We start from the raw sequence: 21,170 nt of genomic DNA, 5'->3' as shown, positions 1-21,170 counted from the left end.
AAACTTTTTTATGAATCAAATTACCAGGCTCAAACTAAAAACGGTGCTCTATTTAGTAATCGCAGTGTTAATTGGCGGTGTCATAGGCATTGGTACTTTCACCTTCGGTTATGCCAATGGGGCCTCTTATCTCAAAGCGGATTCAAAATCTTGCGCAAACTGCCATGTGATGCAAGGCCACTTCGATGCCTGGGTTAAGTCATCGCATGGGAAGTTTGCTTCTTGCAACGATTGTCACGCACCGCATGACAATGTCGTTTCCGCTTACTACTGTAAAGCACGTAATGGTTTTTTTCACTCGTTAGCCTTCACTACAGGGGATTTCGAGGAGAACCTGAGAATTACAGATTATAACCGCGGCGTGACAGAGCAGGCCTGTCGAAAATGTCACGCTGATCTTGTCCATCAAATCGACATTCTCGCTGTTGGTGAGTTAAACAAAGATAGTTCAGAGCGACTTGAATCAAATTCTTGTATCCGCTGTCATTTAACGGTCGGTCATGATACATAATTAATAACGAAATTTGATGCTGCATTTTTCTTCTTAACTTTCGCGGAAAAACCATGAAAAAACAAACTAGTCAGATCACACTCCCCACACTGCTTCTGATTGTTATCCTTTCTGCAGGAATCTGTTTTGCGATGGTAGCACTGTTGACAAACATCTTTGAACGGAAACAGGAAGGCCGCTCGACCATCATGCGTGTTGTGGAAATCGATGATGACACATCTGACCCCGCGGTCTGGGGCAAGAATTTTCCACTGCAATACGATGATTACCTTAAAACCGCCGACATGATACAGACGACCTATGGTGGCAGCGAAGCCATTCCCCATGTTCCAACTGACGAAGATCCGCGAGACATCGTTTCGCGCAGCAAACTGGAATTGATTCCTCAATTGAAACGGATGTGGGCAGGCTATGCATTCTCTAAAGACTATCGTGAGAAACGCGGACACGCCTACATGTTGACCGACCAACTTTATACTGAACGCCAGAAAGTGGGTCAGCCAGGGACGTGTATTCATTGTCACGGTTCCACTTATGTGGCGATGAAAGAATTAGGAAACGGAGACATTCTGGCCGGGTTCGAAAAACTGAATGCCATGCCATACTCTGAAGCGAAAGAACATATCAAACATCCGGTCGCCTGTATCGACTGTCATGATCCCGACACGATGGCACTACGGATTACGCGACCGGCATTCATGGAAGGTATTGCTGCTTACAAAGCAACTCAGGGAATTAAGGATTACGATGTCAACCGTGATGCAACCCGGCAGGAAATGCGATCTTTTGTCTGCGGCCAATGCCACGTTGAATATTATTTCAAAGGTGATCAAAAACGATTGACCTATCCCTGGTCTGAAGGGCTGACCGTTGATGCCGCTTATGAGCATTTTGAGAAAGAAGAATTCAAGGACTGGGTCCACGCCGAAACCGGCGCGCCGATGCTCAAAGCACAGCATCCGGAATTTGAACTCTGGTCACAGGGCATTCACGCTCGCGCCGGGGTCTCTTGCGCGGATTGTCACATGGCGTATAAGCGTGTAGGAGCAATGAAAATCAGCGACCATCATATCCGTAGCCCGTTACTTAATGTCAATGCTTCTTGTGGAACCTGTCATAAAACCAGTGACCAGGAACTGATCGCGCGCACGGAAAATATTCAGACACGCCATCGTAAACTGGTCGAAGTGGCTCTCGATGCACTCATGGACTTGATTGATGACATCAACAAAGCTAAGAAAAATGGCGTTTCCGAAGAAAAGATCAAAAAGGCTCAGCAATGGCAGCGAAAAGCAACGTTTTACGTTGATTATGTTGAAGCTGAGAATTCCTCCGGCTTCCATGCGGGACAGGAAGCGGCCCGTATCCTGGCAGAATCGATCGACTTTTCAAGAAAAGGTCAAAATGTTCTCAGGGAGTCTACTCCCTGACGGATTCCCGATGGTGGCATTCAAAAACAGTTGCTTAAGTCATCCGACTTTCATTAGCAAAGGTAATCACCTCTCCCCAGGCTTGCTGGGCTGTTGAGAGCGATTCGCCTTTCATAATGGAATTCTCACCAATTCTTAATTGAATTGACTCCAGTTGTGGTGCGCCACTGACACGCCCCGCCACTTCAGAAAATAGTTGCCGTAAAGTCGGAGTATTTTGACTGACAGTCCTCTTGGCACGATAGCTTTCAGCCCCGATCGTAGCCTCGTATTCCACCCAGCCTTCTCTCGTCGGTTTATGTAGAAAAATGGTGATTGTGACATCTACTGAGTCACAACTCAAAGTCAGTTTTGTTTCAAATTCTTCTTTTTTTGCCAGAGTATCAGCTAGTTTTTGCAGAGCAGTCGCCTTCGTAAACCGTTTTTTGCCTACTTCAGGATTCACTGGTAACGTTGTATTTACCAGTTGATTTTCTGTAAATCGACATGCGATCCAGCGAATATTATTCAGACTACAATTTGTGAATTGACATTCTTGCATATCGACACAGAACCAGATTGTGTGTTCAAAATCGCAAGATTCAAACTGATTGTTTTCGAGACGTAGATTTCCAAAAACTTGAGATCGAAAGTCACACGATTGAAAGAGATTATTTTCAATGCGTACGGGATGGCAATCGTTTTGTGGTTCTATGTGACGGATTCGGCAGTGTTCGAACTGTGACATCTGAATGTGTGAAGGGCCAATGCTGCCGATCTCGGTATCGACCAGAGTCGGACCACCTTCTATAGGACAAGGCGAACCTTCGAAGTATTCAATCGTACTGTTCCGAATGGTAATTGAACCTTGAGACCAGACACGAAAGAACTGACAATCTTCTAGAGTCGAATGTTCGGGAACCTGGATGAGTCCGCTGCATCTTATCAGAACAAGGATTTGGTCTGGAATTCTTTCAAGATTCAGACCACCAAGTTGACTGGGATCATTCAGTTCTCGATCTCCGAAATGACAATCTTCAAAGATTGCGTGAGAGATCGATGCACTAACGCTGTGTTTGTGATAAAACCACACGTTCTTGAAAGTGAGTTTGTTACCCGAAAATCGCTCTATAGGAACTTTGGTGTCCTGAAATGTAATTCCCCATCCAAATGGACAATCCAGTAATTTCTGAATTCTTTGCAGGTTTTGTTTATCGCCTAATTTTTGAGAGAGAACTTCATCCGACACAGGAATTAACACACGCAGATCACTCAGTTCAATATGTTCCGGCTCCTCGCTATTCTGATTTGATTTTTCTGATTTCGTGCCATCGGCAACAATGACAAAATCAATTTTGTCTTCATCATCACTTACAGAAAATGTACCACCACCGTGTTTAATAAATCGGGAGAGTTTTTGAGTAATAGTGGGATCAAGATCTCGACAACGGAAACTCTTCTCCTGAAACCAGGGTTCGTCAAATTGAGCTAATGGATCTTGGGACATCTGACTGCTACTTTTTAACTCGTTGGATCCGATTTTATGAACACGTCTTTGAAAAGCCAGCCAATCTATTTTCCCCTTTTCAATTTTGCATTTCAACCCGCTCAGCTGATCAAGCGGCTTTTACACCTGCTGATAAAAATGGTCTGCTGGAACTTAACGTCTGAAATTCAGGAATAATTGTTGATCAACGTAGTGTTTGCAGATACCATAAATCTTTTGAATCTCTCCGTGATCAGACTCGATTCTGATTACATCGTTTCTCACCTGCAATAAAAAAGGCCTACCAGCATGAGTCGGTTCTTATTTTGTCTCTTGTTTGTTTTCGGTTCCACCTTGTCCCTCTTCGCTGCAGAATCTGCTCAATCGGAGAACATAGAATGGAAAGCCGGTGTGGCTTCTGCCAAGATTACTCCAGAAAAGCCGCTACGAATGGCCGGGTATGCGGGTCGCAAAGAACCTGCTGAAGGAACTGAGCAGGATCTGTTTGCTAAAGCGTTAGCTGTTGAAGATCAAGACGGTAACCGAGTGGTCTTTTTAACCCTCGATTTGATCGGTGTGATCGATCAATTGCGGGCTGATGTGACAAAGCAGGTTCAGGAAAAATTTTACCTGCCTCCGCAGGCACTTTTGATGAATGCCTCACATACTCATTGTGGCCCCGCCTATGGTCGCGATGATGCGAAAGCTTATTATGATACGTTAGCGCAAACTCTGGTTAAGACCATCGGTCAAGCACTTGAAGGTTTGCAGCCTGCGAAACTGAGCTGGTCGACTGCACGCTGCTCTGTAGCCATGAATCGTCGCACTCCGAGTGCCACTGGTTATCGTAATCACCCCAATCCGAATGGGTTGGTAGATCATCAGGTGCCAGTCTTACGCGTGGACGACCCGAAAGGGGAGTTGAAAGCAGTCATGTTTGGTTATGCCTGCCACAATACGACGATGGGTTTTCGCAAGTGGCTGGGTGACTATGCGGGATTTGCACAGGAGTATTTCGAAAAAGATCATCCTGGTGTCACTGCTTTATTCATGATGGGATGTGGCGGAGATCAGAATCCTTATCCACGTAGCGAATTACATTATGCTCATAAACATGGACGTTCCCTGGCCACAGCAGTCGAAGCGGCCCTGGAAGTCAATCAGCGTGCCCTGCGGCACCAACATCCCCTGCATGGACCACTCAAAGTCGCTTATGAGACCGTGCAACTGGAATACCTGCCAGAAAAAAAACGGGAGCCCTGGGATTATCCAGTCCAGGTGATTCAGTTCGGCAACGATCTGACGATTGTTGCTCTAGGTACCGAAGTCGTCGTTGATTATTCACTCCGTATCAAGCAGGAATTGTTTGAACCTGAAGGGCCAGCCATCTGGGTCGCCGGTTACTCGAATGTTTATTCAGGTTACATTCCCAGTAAGCGGGTGCTACTTGAGGGGGGTTACGAAGCTAGCCGTCCCTACCAACCAGACGTTGAAGAGCGCATCATCGGTAAAGTTCTGGAGCTGGATCAACGGTTAAAGAACCAGAAAGCAAAATGAGACGCGTTTTCAGCTGAGCCATCTCGTTAGCAACGTTCAAACAGGCTAGTGGAAGTAGAACTGTTAAGATGAGTTGAAATCAGTTCGAGGCTTCCGGAGTCATGTCTTCAGAGATACTCACCGCTTTCTCCACACCGGATATCAACTGATCAAGCCGAAACGGTTTGTAGAGCACGCATTTCAAACCAAGTTGACGTGCTTTGACAATCGAATGCGTCGGGTCATATCCAAAACCGGTCATTAGAATCACAGGCAAGTGCTCATGAATCTCTCGGATTTGAGAGAAGCATTCATATCCGTTCATATCAGGAAGACGAATATCCGCAATCACCACATCGTAATGAAAGCTGCGTACCATCAGAAATGCTTCTTCGCCATCGTGGGCCGTTTCCACTTCACACCCCAGGCGTCCTAACAGTTCGTGTGCAGCACGTCTGACAGAAGCGTCACTGTCAACAACCAGAATCCGCTTATTAAGTAACTTGGGATTCACCTGTCTCATCGTAGGCACATTATGATGATGGGGTGTTTGGGGAGCCATTTCTTCTCCCACCTGCTGAATCAGCTGTTTGATATGACGCGTATCTTTGAGGATACGCTGCAATCGCTCGCACACATTCGGCTCATGACCAATATAACGCTCCAGAATCCAGGCAGTATCGTTTAGGATTTCATCTACGGGATCCACGACACCACGCATTATTAATTCAGTGCTGGTAGAGGCCGTTGTTAATTTTTCGACCACCAACAACTCGAGCGTATTCAAAGCAATCGCGACTTCGCGACTGAACAGCTCCAGAAAATGCAAATCATTTTCATCGAAGGCCCCTGCATGGGGACTTTCTACATTGAACGTCCCCAACACTTCATCATGCAAGTTTAAGGGAACCGTTAATGAACTACGTGCGTCAGGAGCTCCTGTCATATAGAGCGGGTCATGTGCCGTGTCCTCACAGAGGTAACTTTTTCCAGTGGCTGCGACAAAACCGGTTACACCGTTGCCTTCAGGCTCGGCATGTAGTGTCCGATCTGCGGCCACTTGTTCCATACCCACGGCTAATAATACATCCAGGCGATTCGTCGCTTTGTCCAGAATGCGGATTTCAACGGTTTCAAATTCCAGCAGATCCTGCGTATAGTGCAGAATTTTGGCTTTTAATAATTCGACGCGGTCTTCAGTAGTCATCTCGAAGATTTCTTCTGGAGAGAGATCACCCAATTCCAGACCTGCCTGATAAATGGCGTTCAATTTTTGCCGTTGCAGGACATCTTCGGAGATATCGCGGATGCTGGCCACCAGATACGAAGGCTCTTGTCCACCTTCCACATCGCTCAGCACAGGCATCACTTCCACGTCATAATAGCTTTTATCGCCAACTCGTAAGCCACTCTTGGCGACAGCTCTTGTCGAAAATGCGGTGTGAAAGGGACTGAAGTCGGGACCTAATATTTCAGGAGCACCAAACGCATCATAAAAGGGACGTCCAATGAGTGGGGCCTGCTGACCACACAACTCACCCAATTGATGATTGGCCCAGAGAACCTTCAGGTCTGCATCGAGTATGGCAACAGCATGCGGTAAAAATTCAAGCAGGTTACCAGATTGGATTAGAGCAAGCGGCAATGTTCCCGAAGTGGCAGGAACCACCAGAGCAGAAACATTCCCCTGATCGAACTCTTCAATACCTTCCGCCAGATTTTCCGGGGTCACCACCAGATAGTCATTTGATGAGAACTTCTCTCTTAACGCAGATGTCTGGTCGTCAGTTGGCCCACAGAAGAGAATTTTTTGCGGATTGGTCACTGCAAAATCAGCCTTTGTCCACTAAGAAATACATTGCTAGACTTAAAAAAATATCCAAAACGAAGCCCCGTTGTTTCAGTTAACGAATAAAAAAATCAAACTGGAACTAAGTAGTATTCTTTTATTACGTCTTTTAAGGTGTAAATGCTAGAATACTCGTTCGGGTTTTATGCTTTTTGGCTAAAAACAGAGACGAGTGAAAACTACAAGCACATCGTAACTATGAAATCGGCTTTCTGAGAGTCAAAATTAAGATCCAACAACAGGAATCTTACATTTTTTCACAATTCTGAACCAGAATGAATACTTTTCCTCAAGTTTATAGGCTTAATTGACTGGCTGACAAGTAGCCAATTCACTGAACGCAATCACTCATTGACGCAGAAGAATACCATAAAATGCCTACACCTTGGGTCGCCATACAAAGAAACCCAATTTCTGGTACGGGAAATCGAGCCTCATTGCTACTGGAATTGATCCACCATCTCAAACAGAACGGCATACGACCCCGGCTTTTTTCCAATCGCGACCGTATGCAGGACATTCTGAATCAACTGGCAGTCGACGAACAGCCTCTGTGTGTTGTGGCTGCTGGCGGAGATGGGACCGTTCAAGATGTGATTAATCGCTATCCCAATCAAAAAATCGCTGTTCTCCCTCTGGGAACAGAAAATTTGCTCGCCCGTTATCTTGGCATCCCCAAATCAGGCCAGTTTGTTGCAGACATCATTAGTCAGGGTACCACACGGAATATTGATCTCTGCCAACTCAATGACCGAAAATTTGTCTTGATGGCAAGCATCGGCTTCGATGCTGCCGTTGCCTCGGAACTGGCTCAGTCCCGAAAAGGAAATATCTCCCATCTCAGCTATCTGAAACCCATTTTGAAAATGCTTTGGTCCTTTCCCTTTGAAGAACTCCAGATCACAGCGCGAGACAATGAGGGTGAGTACGAAACGACCGCCTATCATGCGATTGTGGTGAACATTCCCGCTTATGGATTGAATTTGAATTTCGCACCCGCCGCCAACGATCATGATGGCCTGCTCGACGTGATTCTCTTACAGGAAAAAGGGGTCTGGAATATGCTCAAATATGTGTATCGCATTATCCGTGGTACTCATCTTGACTCACCGGGCATTCAAAAGTTACAGACATCTTACATTCGGATCCAGTCTGCTCAGCCGGTTCCCGTTCAAACCGACGGCGATGCTTCCGGCTTTACACCAGCAGAGATTCAAGTGATTCCTGCGGCAGCACACTTTATCGTCCCTTGCTCAAACTCTGAAAATGATCAATAATTCAGATTCGTTGACGATGCTCTCTCAATACAGCCATAAAGGATTTCTCTGTGTCTCAAAATCCCGTCACCATTGGAAACATTCAATGTGGTACCAATCTGCCTCTTGTCTTTATCGCAGGTCCGTGCGTCATTGAGAGTGAAGAACTTGTTCTGACCACGGCAAAACAACTCGCTGAAATTGCCGCCAGGGAAAATTTGCCTTTAATTTTCAAATGCAGTTTTGACAAGGCGAATCGAACCAGTGTTGACAGCTTTCGAGGTCCCGGACTCGACGCGGGGCTTGAGATCCTGACAAAAGTCAAACAGGAAACGGGCCTGGAAGTCACAACAGATATCCACGAACCAGGTCAGGCAGCCCCGTCGGCAGAAGTGTGCCGGATTCTTCAGATACCTGCGTTTCTTGCACGGCAGACCGATTTACTGGAAGAAGCTTCCAAAGCTGCTTCGAAACATCAGGGAGTTGTGAATATCAAAAAACCACAGTTTGTCGCCCCGGAAGACTGCATTCACGCAGTCAAGAAATGTGAAGCGTTCGGTCTGGACCAGTTAATGCTCACCGAACGGGGAACTACTTTTGGATACGGACGACTGGTAAATGACATGCGCTGTATCCCCATCATGCAAAACATGGGAACCCCCGTTATCTTTGATGCCACTCACAGTGTGCAAACCCCCGGTGGAAAATCGACGGGAGGACAGCGGGACATGATTCCCTTTCTCGCAAGAGCAGCCGTTGCCTGTGGCTGTGATGGGATTTTTGCGGAAACTCATCCTGATCCCTCCCAAGCACTCAGTGATGGACCCAATATGTTACCATTAGATCAGTTTGCTAATTTTGCCCTCAATTTACAGAAATTCCGCTCACTGGTTAACGAAATCTGATGACGTTCAGACATTCCATCTGATTGAAAATCGGTTATAGTATAGAAAAGGAGTGTTACTGCCTTCATTATTTCTGTATTTATCCGTAGACGGATCTGATTAATTGAAGACTCATTTCCACCCAAATTATCGGTAGAGACGTCTATTCCCGCAAAGCAACGACTGATATGACATTGACCAATCTGCGACATTACAAATTTAGAATTCCTTCGGTTTTCCTGCTGAGCATTATTTTCATTGGTTTGTTGATAACCATTCCCGGTTGTGAAAAACCCGCTCCTCCACCTGCACAGAATCTGAATTCCGAAGACAATGCTCAGAATTCGGATTCCGAATCAGACGACCCGGATTGCAACAGTTACATTGATAACGCGATGAGCATGCTGGAGCCGGATCGTTTGGGGATTAGCGCCACGTTGGAACCTGCAATTGAACTGTTAAACCAGTGGACTTCGAAGTGTGGTAACTTCGATTCCAAACCTCCTGTTGTGACAGATTCACAAAAACCATTCTTGAAAAAATATTTAAGTGAAGCACAACTCGCGAAGATGGATCTCACTCGCTTTACTAAGCTTGACGGAAAATTCATCCGCAATTCACAGCTTTTTAAAGGCATGATCAACGCGGCGATCGCTGGCAAGACCAACGATAAGGACCGCGCTACGGCGGCTTTTTATTATTGTATCAATAACATCGCACTGGTCACAAATGAAAAAAACGTCGTGCCGCTGTCTCCATATGAAATCTGTATTTTAGGAGCAGGATCTGCCGAGCAGCGCGCCTGGGTCTACATTAATCTCATGCGGCAACTTCGCATTGATGCGGTTCTGTTTCGTCCTGCCAAGCCAGCTCCTTTTAAACTTCTGGTAGGAGTTCTTATCGACGAGGAGATTTACTTATTTGATCCGATCCTGGGGCTTCCGATACCTGCTACAGAACAACCCGCTGATTCCATACTCATTCAAAACCCGGCGACGCTCGCTTCCGTTTACAAATCTCCGGAGATCCTGAAAAACATTTACGGTGAAGACGCTGAAAATCGTTTTTCAGCAGAAGAACTGAAAAACGCTCAAGTTTTAATTATGGGTCAAAGCTGTGAATGGTCAGCCAGAATGCGACGATTGGAAGATTCGCTTTCACGCAAGCAAACCTTTGTACTGTTTCGAAACCTGGATGAATTTGAAGGAGACCCCGGTTTCATCGCCCATATTCAAACCATTGGAAAAGGAATCCTGAAAGAAGCAGAAATCAAGGTCTCAGAATATCCCGACGAACAAATGAGAAAAAGCATGGAAGTCGAAGGGGAGCTGGCTAAACGAATCGGTACGATGAAATTACCATTCCGCGCTCCTATTCCTTTTGATATCAATGCTCGAGTGAAAAAACCAGAAGGCTTTGAAGTCCAATGGGGGCCACCAACAAAAAAATTGCTCAAAACAAGAACAACACAATTAATGGGAGACCAGCCAGCGGCCATCCAGAGTTACGTTACTACACGTCTGGAACAAGGGTTTCCTGCCAATTTAATCGTGCCACAAGATACTCGATTGATGCACCTGATGGCCGCACAACAGGCGGCTTATTTCCTGGCATTGGGACAGTATCTCCAGGGAGAAGACAGCTCGGCTTCCAAGTCGTTTAATGATTATCTGCGGCTTTATTCGCGGGTCGAGCCAGACCGCACCTTAGCTGCCATGTACTTAATGGCAATCAGTGATGCCAAGGCAGGGAAGTTATCCAGTGCCATTTATTCCGTCTCTGAAAATAAACCTCCTGCTGCCATCAAACCGGCATTCCAATACTTCAAAGAACGCTGGAAGGATATTCGAGAAAAAGCGCCAAAGAAATAAACATTTCATCGGCATAACTTCAACTGAAATTCGAAACATGTTCGCCTTCCTACGTCGTCGCTGGTTTTTAATTTGTATCACACTGGTCATTGTCATCGGTGTTTATACGGGCCATCAGGGATCAGAAGAGATCCTCTCCGAACTGAAACAGTTCATTCGTCCCTCCTGGTTGACGGCGATTGTTTTATTTTTGATGTCGCTCAGTTTAAATTCCGAGCATTTGCTGACCTCCATTAAAAAGCCAGGTCCACTTTTCCTTTCACTGGCCACGAACATCATCCTGGTCCCTTTAATCGCCTGGGGCTTAATGCCTTTGCAGTTAACGCCAGACTTCAAAGTCGGTCTGATCATTATGGCCTGTGTCCCTTGTACGTTATGCGGGGCCTCTGTCTGGACACGACGCGCAGGGGGTAATGATGGCGTTTCCTTAATGGTGACAATGATTACCAATGGTGCCTGTTTTATCACAGTTCCGTTCTGGATCTTGTTAATCACGTCGCGCGAAATTGAATTCGATCGTTTTGAGATGATCACAAAACTGTTTTATGCCGCCATGCTGCCTGTCATTATCGGGCAAATACTCCGGCTCAATCATAGAATCGCAAAGTTTGCCGATCAAATTACATCCAAGCTGGGTACGATTGCGTTGGTGTTTGTGTTACTGATGGTTCTACTTGCTGCCGTACAAACAGGTTTTGGCATTCAGACTTCGGAACTTGGCATTTCCTTTGCCGCTGTCGCCATCGTCTGGATCAGTTGCATTGTGGTCCACATCACAGGTTTTGTGCTCAACATGTTATTGGGAAAAACGCTTCATTTTCATCCGCGCGATCGAATCGCCAGTGCCTTTGCCGGCAGCCAGAAGACTCTGCCCATTGCGGTCTTCCTGGCAACCGATCCTTCCATGTTTGGAAACGCTGGAATTCCGTCCGCCGTCTTCCCCATGCTGATGTTCCACACTTCGCAGTTCTTCATCGATACCATTCTGGCGGATCGACACCGTGAGAAATATCTCTTACTTGAAGAAGATGAATTAGCAAAACGGGAAGCAGAGCCTGTGTCGGCCTGCGAGCAGTGAGAGTATCAATACTTTCAATTCTGATAAATCACCACCAGAAACAGGACCGCTTCCCCACGTCCGCGGTTGATGATGGTGTGTGGCACATCGACGCGATAACTGGCGGAATCTCCCGGACCGAGTAATGTGGAGTCTTCACCCGATTCCAATTGGATTTTTCCTTTTTCTACGGTGAGAAATTCGCGCGTCCCTTTGAAGTGGGGCGCACTTTTCAGTTGGCCTCCCGTATAGAGCAGTACTTCATAGAACTCCACATCCTTCTCCAGATGAAGAGGGGACAGAGTTCGAATCCGGCACTCGGAATCAGAACGATAATGGAACGTCCTGTCATCGGCGCGAATCACTTCAATCGAAGAAGTCGATATCGGTGCTTCCACCAGATCGCCGAGTGCAATTCCGAACGCCTGTGAGATACGGACCGTCACGGCCAGCGTGGGATTCGCTTCTCCCCGCTCGATTTGGCTTAACATCGAACGACTGACACCACAGGCCGCCGACAACGAATCCAACGACCAGCCACGTTCTTTTCGCAAAGCGCGTACTCGTTGCGAAAGCTGCCCACTAATCTCATCCGGAGATATTTCCGCGGGAGTCGCTGTGCCGGCTGTTTTCTTCGCTGAATTTTTTGTCATCACAAAAATCTAATATATTGGATATTCTATCTTGCAAAACGGATTTCATTTTCTATTATAATGGATAACCAGACAATATGAAGGAAATTGCGTTGCGATATTTCTTAAAATTTTCAAGTGAGTGATCGAATCATGAAAGCACTGGTCAAAAAGGAATCAAAACCCGGACTTTGGCTGGAAGAGGTTCCTGTTCCCACGATTGGAATTAACGACGTTCTGATCAAAGTCGATCGTACAGGAATTTGTGGCACTGACGTCCATATCTATAAATGGGATGAATGGGCTCGGAAAACCATTCCTGTGCCCATGGTCGTCGGTCACGAATTTGTTGGCGAAATCATGGAGGTCGGTTCGAACGTCGTGGATTACGCTCCGGGCGAAATTGTGAGTGGTGAAGGGCATGTAGTCTGTGGTCGTTGCCGTAATTGCTTCGCAGGCCGGCGTCATCTTTGTGCACACACTGAGGGAGTCGGCGTGAATCGTCCCGGTGCGTTTGCAGAATATATTTCGTTACCCATGACAAATATCTGGCATCACGATGAATCCATTGATCGTGATATCGCTTCCATTTTTGATCCCTTTGGCAATGCCGTCCATACGGCGCTTTCGTTTCCCGTTCTGGGAGAAGATGTATTAATCACCGGTGCAGGCCCCATCGGTGTAATGGCAGCAGCCATTGTCAGACATGCCGGTGCGCGTCATGTGGTGGTGACCGATGTGAATCCCTATCGATTGGAACTCGCACAAAAAATGGGGGCGACCGTCGCTTTAGACGTCCGCAACCACCCGATTGCCGATGTGCAAAAACAACTGGGAATGTCGGAAGGCTTCGATGTGGGTCTGGAAATGTCAGGGAATCCTCAAGCATTTCGTGACATGCTTAACAACATGTGTCACGGCGGTAAGATCGCCATGCTGGGTATTCCCGAACAGGAAATGCCCATCGATTGGAATCTGGTTGTGTTCAACATGTTGACGATTAAAGGGATCTACGGTCGAGAAATGTATGAAACGTGGTATAAAATGACGGTGATGCTGCAAAGTGGCCTTGAGATCAGCCCTGTCATCACTCACCGTTTTGACGCCAGCGAATATGAAGCCGGATTTGAGGTCATGATCTCAGGTCAATCGGGGAAAGTGATCCTTGATTGGAAAAACGTTTAATCTTCAAGCTCTAAACGAATCAACAAAGCGAACAGGACTCATCCCATGTATGGATCGATGAAACAGGAATTGGAAAACACGCTCGCATCAATTCGTGAAGCAGGTTTATATAAATCAGAACGTATTATTACGACACCACAAGATGCGCATATTCGTGTCGCGGACGGAGAACCGGTCCTCAACATGTGCGCCAATAATTATCTCGGCCTGGCAGAACATCCCGAAGTGATCGCTGCCGCCCATGCCGGATTGGACCAGTGGGGATATGGCTTATCGTCTGTCCGTTTTATTTGTGGAACTCAATCCATTCACAAAACGCTTGAGAACAAGTTGAGTCAGTTCCTGGGAACCGAAGACACGATTCTCTATACATCCTGCTTCGATGCCAATGGTGGTCTGTTCGAAACGATCTTGTCTGCCGAAGATGCGATTATTTCAGATGAATTGAATCATGCCAGCATCATCGATGGGGTTCGTTTATGCAAAGCACATCGATTCCGATATAAAAATAGTGACATGCAGGATCTGGAAGAACAACTCAAAGCAGCCCAATCGGCTCGCTTTCGCATGATCGCCACCGATGGCGTGTTTTCCATGGATGGTTATATCGCAAATCTACCCGCCATCTGTGACCTCGCAGAAAAGTACGATGCCCTGGTAATGGTCGATGACTCACACGCCGTCGGTTTCATGGGCAAACAGGGAAAAGGCGTTCATGAATTTCACGATGTGATGGAGCGCGTCGACATCATTACGGGTACATTGGGTAAAGCACTTGGCGGAGCCAGTGGTGGCTATACCAGTGGTCGCAAAGAAGTCATCGACTTGCTCAGACAACGTTCGCGGCCTTACTTATTCTCAAACTCGGTGGCACCGTCAATTGTCGCGGCATCGATCAAAGCCATTGATCTGCTCTCAGAGTCAACTGAACTACGCGACAAGCTAGAAGCCAATACGAAGCATTTCCGCTCAGGTATTTCAAAAGTCGGCTTTGACGTTCTACAAGGAGAACATCCCATTGTTCCTATTATGCTGGGTGATGCGGCACTGGCTGCGCAAGTCGCCGATGCCCTGCTACAAAAAGGAATCTATGTCATCGGTTTTTCTTACCCTGTCGTTCCTCAGGGAAAAGCCCGAATTCGCACACAAATTTCGGCCGCTCATTCGATTGAGGATCTGGATTTCGCCATAGAGAAGTTCAAAGAGGTCAAGCAGGAACTGGGGATCTGAATCGAATACGGCGTAACGATTGGCAAACGAATTATCTCTTAATGTTTGCAGTGTCTCTCTTTTCAGGGGCAAAACCAATTACCGCATATTCAAATCGAGTTCTGCCGTTACTATCCGCCCGCATGCGTTCGGCGACGGCGGGAAGTCCCTGTGTCGCTGCAAAGCGAACCGAAGCCTTTGCGTCTCCATAAGAGAAGAGAATAATCACGAGGCTCTTGGGCTGAGGAACCGTTTTATAAATCGCATAAAAACGATCGACAAAAGACGGTATGGAATCAGCACGAAAGTCTGTGGTTTGTTTACCGATGGTCAATCGAAAGATGCCGTTCTCCGTCAGATAGAGTTCCCAGATATCACTGCGTTTGGTTAATTCATCATAGGTCAGAAAATGTTTTACGATATCTTCCGCCTTGGCACCTGCCAGCTCTCGTAGCTGTTTTTTAATTCGCTCGAGTTCTGCTTTCGTTTTCTCTGTATTGGGATCGGCTTTTGATTTGAGTACCGGGTCAAGGATTTGATCTGGAAGCTGAAACAATTGTTGTGCTAATGCGGCGACTCTGTCACGTTGCTCCTGGACTCCTTTGAGTTGCTCAGACAACTCTCGGTTTTCTTTTTTTAGAATTTGCTGTGAGGTACGGGAGAGCTTCAACGTCTTAAGCGACTGTTCTTGAGCTCTGGCAGTCTCACGCATAGCCTGTGCATTGAGCTCGGATAATTTTTTAATTCGCTGATGTGCCGACTCGCTGTCTTCAGAATATTTCTTGGCCTTTTGCTCTGCCTGTTGAACCTCTGTCGCGGCACGTTGTTCAATCCGTGCCGTTGTTTCCTGTGTATCCATGAACTGCGCAAAGATTACAATCAACAACAAGTCGAGCAGGGGAGTTAATTGGAATGTCAAACGACGCCGAGAAATCATTGCTCTGTCGAACCTCCGTTCGCAAAAGCAAGCTCACGCTTGGCCCGCACCACCGTATCTCGGACATGCTGACGATTCTCAACCAGATTCAAGAACGAGGTTTCCAGGATACTATTGAGGAACATCAAGAGAATGGCCGCAGCAAGGCCGGCAAACGTAGACCAGATCGCATCGCCAAAATGACTGACAATCGAATTAATGGCACTGGAAGTTTCAGAGCCGGTATTTAACTGCAGGGCGGCTCCCATCGCCAGTATGGTTCCCAACACTCCTGCCAGGGGATAGGCTTCGATCATTGTACGACAGATGTTGTAACTGGTTTCGAAAAAATGTGAGTTCAAGTAACGTCGTTTTTCGTCAAGAATGTGTACCCGCTGTGAGAGTACCTCCCGATCAGCAGGATTGGCCTTGGAATCGATGGTTTCATTCACATCCGCCAGAAACGCTTCGATCTGATCCGAGAGGTGGCCCGTGGAATCCAACACACTCCGATGTTTTAATCCACGTGTAAAATCATCCAGAGAAGACGCAATTCCCCGCAAATCCCGGCGCGACCAAAGCCAGAGCACAAAGAAAAAGAAGACATGCGCTCCAAACGTGACCGTGATTAGAAATGTGGACAAGCCTGATAGCTGACTTAAGTATTGCGACATCGATTGCTTCCAGATTCACTTAAAATGCTTGCTCAAGAATTCGAATTGGTTTAGATCTTAAACACAATCTCAGATAACACAAGACGAAACGCTTCCGGTACTCATAACGGCCCTTTCACACAAGTCGATCAAAATAATCTGTTTCAAGACGTATGTTACTCTTCACAAGAAACGTAGCTGTGACACATGAGCCATCGCATTGAATTGAACAAAAAAGGATGCAAGCCTTTGAAAAAGGGCTGCATCCTTCATTCACATGACACTGATTTCATCAATAATCAGGCACCATATTTTTCTAAACGACCGGCGTGAGCCATCGCCATTGACATCAGATACTTGGCTTCAAATTGCCCCAAGCCTCCCTGAATGCATTCCGCTTCGCCAAAACTCTGGCAGGCATCAAATCGGGCATTTTCAGCTGAGAGTAAAACAGGAACCGGATGCCAGCTATGCGATTTCATTTTCGCAGGAGTGCTATGGTCGCCGGTCACAATCAATACATCCGGATTTAAAGCAGTGATCCGGGGAATGCACGTGTCGACATGTTCCGTCTTGGCAACTTTGGCATCAAAGTTACCATCTTCCCCTGTGGAATCGGTGTATTTGTAATGCACAAAAAAGAAGTCGTGATCATCCCACACTTTTTCCAGACAATCCATTTGAGATTCCAGCGTCTGTCCGGCATCTTGCACATCCATACTGACCAGTCGGGCTAATCCACGATACATGGGATAAACGGCAATCGCAGCGGCTCTGGTGCCATAGACTTCTTCAAACGTCGGGATCTCCGGTAGCTTTGCGATGCCTCGCATAGTTAATAAATTGGCAGGCTGATCGTCCTTCAAAATGACGGCTGCCTGTTTCATAAACTCTTTACAGATCTCGGCGGTCTTTTGAGAGGCTGCATCAGCGCCTACGGGCTCTAAGGGAGGCACTCCGGTTTTCTGTGGGTCGGTATCATTGATGTTTCCGCTGAGCCCTTTGCCACGAATCACGATCACCAGACGATATTCTTTCACGTGACGCACAAACACTTCCACACCGGGAATTTCGATCTTGTCAAGTTTTTGACACAACTCGGCGCCAATCTCGCTGGCAATACGTCCCGCACGACGGTCGGAAATATTTCCGTCATCATCGATGGTACAGTAGTTACCCCGGATGGCGACGTCATCGGGTCCCAATTCAAAATCAATCCCTAACGCCTCCAGTACACCGCGACCAATATTAAATTCCAATGGATCATAACCAAAGAGCCCGAGATGGCCGGGGCCACTTCCGGGAGTGATTCCTGGTAGCACGGGAATACTGCGGCCTAAGGTTCCTTTTTTGGCCAGTGCATCGAGATTCGGAGTGTTGGCGGTTTCCAACTCAGTTTTCCCACCCGGCTCTAAAGGGAGTCCACCCAGGCCATCAGAAACCAATAGGACGATCTTGGAATCATTCTTCTTTTGCAGTTTTTTCATTAACGAGTGCAGGTCTGGCATCGAAATTGTTTTACCTTAATAATTAACATTGGAAAGAGAGGGGCCGAGATAGAACTCTACATTCAGTCAGTCTCGAATCAATAGAGGTACACAATACCTCAAACCAGCCCGATTGTTAAGCAGCACGATGCCTCATTCAAGTATCGGATGTCAATTGAGGCTCATTCTGCCTCAAACGTGAGGTCTCAACGGCCTTTTGAAAGAATTCTAAACTTTCCTCAGCCATCAATTCACTGCTATAGAACTGACGCACACGTTCATAACCCTGTTGTGCCAGTTGCTTATAATAGGCTTTGTCTTCATAAAGTTTTTCCCAGGCCGCTGCCAACGCTTCGGGATCTCCAGGGGGAACCAGCATTCCCCCCTCTGTCTTTTCGATGAGCTCCGGAAACGCCCCATGCGCCGGTTGTACGACAGGCACACCATTGGCCATTGCCTCCAATATAAACAACCCTTTAGGCTCATGGTAATCCGTCGGTACAGAGAGCACCGACAAGCGTTTATAAAAAGCGATTTTTTCTTCAAGTGAATCAGGGCTTCCCCAGTATTTGTAGGAATCGCCGAACGTCTGAAGAGTCTTGGTCGTTTCGTGAAAATAGTCTTCGCTTTCTTTTCCTAAAAACCCTCCCACATGCAATTGGCTCTCCGGATGAGACTGATGGAAGATCTCGAACGCACGCACGACATTGTGCAGACCTTTTTCTTTGCAAAGCCTGGCAAAAAAACCAATCGTGAAGGGCTCATTCCCATTTTCACCTGGTTTGCCGTCATGACCTTCCAAATTAATTCCCAACAGCACTTTGTGAATCTGATCAACGGGCAAACTGAAATACTCAGAGATGAAATCCCGGTAATAATCACTGTGTACCAACATGCCATCAATTTGTTGTATGTTATGGCGAATTAATTCCAGTGAGCGTGATCGATATGGTTCCCCAAGTTCTTCTAAAAAAACATCATCTCCCTGCAAAATACAAAACAGGGGACCAGAAAAATACTCTTTGATTTTTTTAATCGTACCAGACAACAGCGCGTTACTCAGACAAACGACATCCGGTTTCAGTTCTTCTCCCACAAACCGAGCTAATTCTTCGATTTCCATCAGCTCTGGACCCTGTTCTCCTTCGAGTAAGGTCACCGTCAGAGCCCCCAGTTCATGGGCATCATTGCTGACACCAAATCGTGTCGCGAGATTAATGATCCAGGGCGTATTCAACCAATGCTTGAAAATTTGTGGTAAACGCTGCCAGAATCGAGAACGATAGTTGAGATAGACATTAATTCCGCCCAGAAATACCTGCGAGCTACTCATATTCTGTTCGTCGACGCGAATCGGAGTGTAGGTGGGAATCAGAGTGGCTTCGGCCCCCTGATTGATCATCGATTTGGTCCAGGTATTGTCATGCATGCAAGCGCCACAAAACATCCCCGCGCCCCCTGAGGTGATGATGGCAACATGCAACTTGTTTTGAGGCTGTTCTGACATACGTTTGCCTGAATGCAGTAAGCAGTTGGATTATTTTTGTTCTAAGTGGATCGGCGCAATTTGTTGAACAAAACGTTTTAATAAGGCCATGGTCTCTGGTGTATCATGAATTGAATGCCGAAACTCTTCCATTGAGAGCCCCGCAATTTTTTCAACATATTCAGGATAGACGCGCAGCCGATTCAAAAACGATTTCTGATCTAATTCCGGATGAAATTGCGTGCAATAAATCGGACGATCTGTAAATCGATATGCCTGATTCTCAACCCGTTCTGTCGAAGCCAGCAATTCTGTTCCCGGTGGCAACTCTACAACGGTATCTTCATGGCCCATCAGCCCCTGCAGCACGGAACCCACGGGACCAAAAATCGGATCGGCTTTACCATGCTCAGTCAGAGTAACATGATGAACACCCAGCTCTGCTCGGTTGAGATCATGAACGACCTGCCCACCCATGGCACGTGCCATAGCCTGGAATCCCCAGCAGGAAGCAAATGTCGGCTTACGGGTGTCATGTACGACTCGCAGACTTTCCAGAGCCACTTCCAACCAGCGTCCTTCTCCCGCAGCAGAATAATGACCACTGCCGCCAATCAGAACGATATCAGTACGCTCTAAATCGATTTCCTGAAGAGGTCCCCCCAGAAGATCAAATACAGAAATCTGGCCGACCTGTGCATCCAATGCCTTGGCAAAACAGGAGACTTCCTGTTCTCGCATGGGATCGTCAGAATTACGAACTTGTAGCAATAAATAACGCAGTTGTTCAGACATCGGCAGCCGTCAATTTCCTTATCTGTGTATTAATGAAAAACGACCTATTACGGTCCTGGCGAGCTAATAGTATGCGAGAAACCCGCCGCTGTCGCGGTTCCTCTTTCAAATTGAAACATAATGAATCATTTATGTTACATTTCGATACAGACAATTGTAATCATGACTCAAAGAATATGTAGTCTATCTCCGTGGGAAACAGTCCACTATCCATACAATCTGGAATGGACATGCATTCAAACAGAAATTTTATGAAGAATTAATTTCCTGTTTATATTTGGCTTGACAATTTCGTCGATAAGAAACATGATGGGTCACCATAAGAGTGTTTTTATCTCATACATCATCTCCCTAGAGGATTATTTACTTCCTTTTTACTAACCTCTCTGATGTATGATTATTCGCGCCAGTCAACTCGTCTTGACTGGCGTTTTTTTATGCGCGTCACAAAGCCATTCCCGCCCTCAACTACAATGTCTATGACGCCGCAAATTTGAAAGCAGGAATCTTATTGACGGGAGAAATAAAAAAGCCTTTACCATTAGGATAAAGGCTATTCCATTGTAAACGAGCGCCTCTCACAAGACGATAAGAAGTACACCCCGCAGGGTTCGAACCTGCAACCTTCGGTTTCGTAAACCGATGCTCTATCCAATTGAGCTAGGGGTGCTCAACCTAAATTCATTTATAATAATGATTTGCAGTCTCTACGACTGGATTGCTCGAGAACACAAGTACGTTACCTTCTCTCAGATCAATCTGCTGAAGAGAAGCAACATACCAAATCGACAGTGTACGGTAAAGTTTCGAGAGTACTTTTGTTGTTTCCCTCTGATAAAACAGAGGGAATCTGAAGCGGTTTAGTTCGCTTTTCATTCAGAAAGTGCACTAACGTATCAGCTTTGCGAAAAGACTACGGTTCGGTTGCGATATTGTAAGGACTACCGA

The 21,170-nt window shown here is 46.5% G+C and carries 17 protein-coding genes and 1 tRNA gene; 9 read left to right on the top strand and 9 right to left on the bottom strand.

What is annotated here, in order from left to right:
* Positions 1–10 precede the first annotated feature (10 nt).
* Together nrfH and V202x_RS03555 are read left to right on the top strand one after the other, a co-directional pair.
* Positions 11–511 (top strand): cytochrome c nitrite reductase small subunit, encoded by a 501-nt coding sequence (gene nrfH, locus V202x_RS03560; RefSeq protein ID WP_145171269.1) that lies wholly within the window; start codon positions 11–13, stop codon positions 509–511.
* 53 nt (positions 512–564) lie between these two features.
* Positions 565–1,941, top strand: a complete 1,377-nt coding sequence (locus tag V202x_RS03555; RefSeq protein ID WP_145171267.1) for an ammonia-forming cytochrome c nitrite reductase subunit c552 — start codon at positions 565–567, stop codon at positions 1,939–1,941.
* Positions 1,942–1,975: 34 nt separating this feature from the next.
* Here the strand turns inward: V202x_RS03555 and V202x_RS03550 are convergent, their stop codons facing one another.
* Positions 1,976–3,427 carry a hypothetical protein gene (locus tag V202x_RS03550; RefSeq protein ID WP_145171265.1) on the bottom strand — a complete coding sequence of 484 codons (1,452 nt, stop codon included), beginning with the start codon at positions 3,425–3,427 and terminating at the stop codon, positions 1,976–1,978.
* Positions 3,428–3,715: 288 nt separating this feature from the next.
* On the opposite strand from V202x_RS03550, the gene V202x_RS03545 reads away from it, so the two are divergent.
* The gene (locus V202x_RS03545; RefSeq protein ID WP_145171263.1) at positions 3,716–4,963 is read left to right on the top strand and encodes a neutral/alkaline non-lysosomal ceramidase N-terminal domain-containing protein; all 1,248 of its coding nucleotides are present in this window, start codon (positions 3,716–3,718) and stop codon (positions 4,961–4,963) included.
* A 79-nt stretch (positions 4,964–5,042) separates the two neighbouring features.
* Here V202x_RS03545 and V202x_RS03540 read toward each other — a convergent pair whose 3' ends face one another.
* A complete protein-coding gene (locus tag V202x_RS03540; RefSeq protein WP_145171261.1) occupies positions 5,043–6,767 on the bottom strand; it encodes a response regulator in 1,725 nt (574 codons plus the stop codon).
* A 398-nt stretch (positions 6,768–7,165) separates the two neighbouring features.
* Between V202x_RS03540 and V202x_RS03535 the strand changes: the two genes are divergently transcribed.
* The 4 genes from V202x_RS03535 to V202x_RS03525 all read left to right on the top strand — a co-directional run bounded on the left by V202x_RS03535 (position 7,166) and on the right by V202x_RS03525 (position 11,880).
* Positions 7,166–8,068 carry a diacylglycerol/lipid kinase family protein gene (locus V202x_RS03535; protein WP_145171259.1) on the top strand — a complete coding sequence of 301 codons (903 nt, stop codon included), beginning with the start codon at positions 7,166–7,168 and terminating at the stop codon, positions 8,066–8,068.
* 50 nt (positions 8,069–8,118) lie between these two features.
* Entirely contained in the window at positions 8,119–8,952 is an 834-nt protein-coding gene (gene kdsA / locus V202x_RS03530) for a 3-deoxy-8-phosphooctulonate synthase (RefSeq protein ID WP_145171257.1), read from the top strand.
* A gap of 167 nt (positions 8,953–9,119) precedes the next feature.
* Positions 9,120–10,802, top strand: a complete 1,683-nt coding sequence (locus V202x_RS27345; RefSeq protein WP_197993206.1) for a hypothetical protein — start codon at positions 9,120–9,122, stop codon at positions 10,800–10,802.
* Positions 10,803–10,839: 37 nt separating this feature from the next.
* Positions 10,840–11,880, top strand: coding sequence for a bile acid:sodium symporter family protein (locus tag V202x_RS03525; RefSeq protein ID WP_197993205.1), 1,041 nt, complete (start codon positions 10,840–10,842; stop codon positions 11,878–11,880).
* A gap of 14 nt (positions 11,881–11,894) precedes the next feature.
* Here the strand turns inward: V202x_RS03525 and V202x_RS03520 are convergent, their stop codons facing one another.
* Entirely contained in the window at positions 11,895–12,512 is a 618-nt protein-coding gene (locus tag V202x_RS03520; RefSeq protein WP_145171253.1) for a helix-turn-helix domain-containing protein, read from the bottom strand.
* Positions 12,513–12,644: 132 nt separating this feature from the next.
* Between V202x_RS03520 and tdh the strand changes: the two genes are divergently transcribed.
* Both tdh and V202x_RS03510 read left to right on the top strand, forming a co-directional pair.
* Positions 12,645–13,676, top strand: a complete 1,032-nt coding sequence (gene tdh, locus V202x_RS03515) for an L-threonine 3-dehydrogenase (RefSeq protein WP_145180343.1) — start codon at positions 12,645–12,647, stop codon at positions 13,674–13,676.
* 45 nt (positions 13,677–13,721) lie between these two features.
* On the top strand, positions 13,722–14,906 hold the full coding sequence (locus V202x_RS03510; protein ID WP_145171251.1) for a glycine C-acetyltransferase: 1,185 nt from the start codon (positions 13,722–13,724) through the stop codon (positions 14,904–14,906).
* A 31-nt stretch (positions 14,907–14,937) separates the two neighbouring features.
* On the opposite strand, the gene V202x_RS03505 is transcribed toward V202x_RS03510, so the two are convergent.
* The 6 genes from V202x_RS03505 to V202x_RS03480 all read right to left on the bottom strand — a co-directional run bounded on the left by V202x_RS03505 (position 14,938) and on the right by V202x_RS03480 (position 20,892).
* The gene (locus V202x_RS03505; protein ID WP_145171249.1) at positions 14,938–15,822 is read right to left on the bottom strand and encodes a hypothetical protein; all 885 of its coding nucleotides are present in this window, start codon (positions 15,820–15,822) and stop codon (positions 14,938–14,940) included.
* A complete protein-coding gene (locus tag V202x_RS03500) occupies positions 15,819–16,475 on the bottom strand; it encodes a MotA/TolQ/ExbB proton channel family protein (RefSeq protein ID WP_145171246.1) in 657 nt (218 codons plus the stop codon). The genes V202x_RS03505 and V202x_RS03500 overlap by 4 nt, the downstream gene beginning before the upstream one ends.
* Positions 16,476–16,753: 278 nt before the next feature.
* A complete protein-coding gene (locus V202x_RS03495; protein WP_145171244.1) occupies positions 16,754–17,962 on the bottom strand; it encodes a 2,3-bisphosphoglycerate-independent phosphoglycerate mutase in 1,209 nt (402 codons plus the stop codon).
* A gap of 136 nt (positions 17,963–18,098) precedes the next feature.
* Positions 18,099–19,448 (bottom strand): glycosyltransferase family 4 protein, encoded by a 1,350-nt coding sequence (locus V202x_RS03490; protein WP_145171242.1) that lies wholly within the window; start codon positions 19,446–19,448, stop codon positions 18,099–18,101.
* A 30-nt stretch (positions 19,449–19,478) separates the two neighbouring features.
* Positions 19,479–20,222 carry a type 1 glutamine amidotransferase gene (locus V202x_RS03485; RefSeq protein WP_145171240.1) on the bottom strand — a complete coding sequence of 248 codons (744 nt, stop codon included), beginning with the start codon at positions 20,220–20,222 and terminating at the stop codon, positions 19,479–19,481.
* Between the two features lie 596 nt (positions 20,223–20,818).
* Positions 20,819–20,892 (bottom strand) — tRNA-Arg (locus V202x_RS03480).
* Between the last annotated feature and the right edge of the window lie 278 nt (positions 20,893–21,170).

The organism is Gimesia aquarii, from assembly GCF_007748175.1.
GTDB classification, from domain to species: Bacteria; Planctomycetota; Planctomycetia; order Planctomycetales; family Planctomycetaceae; genus Gimesia; species Gimesia aquarii_A.
The sequence above is the reverse complement of the archived record's forward strand: the minus strand, read 5'-3'. Positions and strand labels throughout refer to the sequence as shown.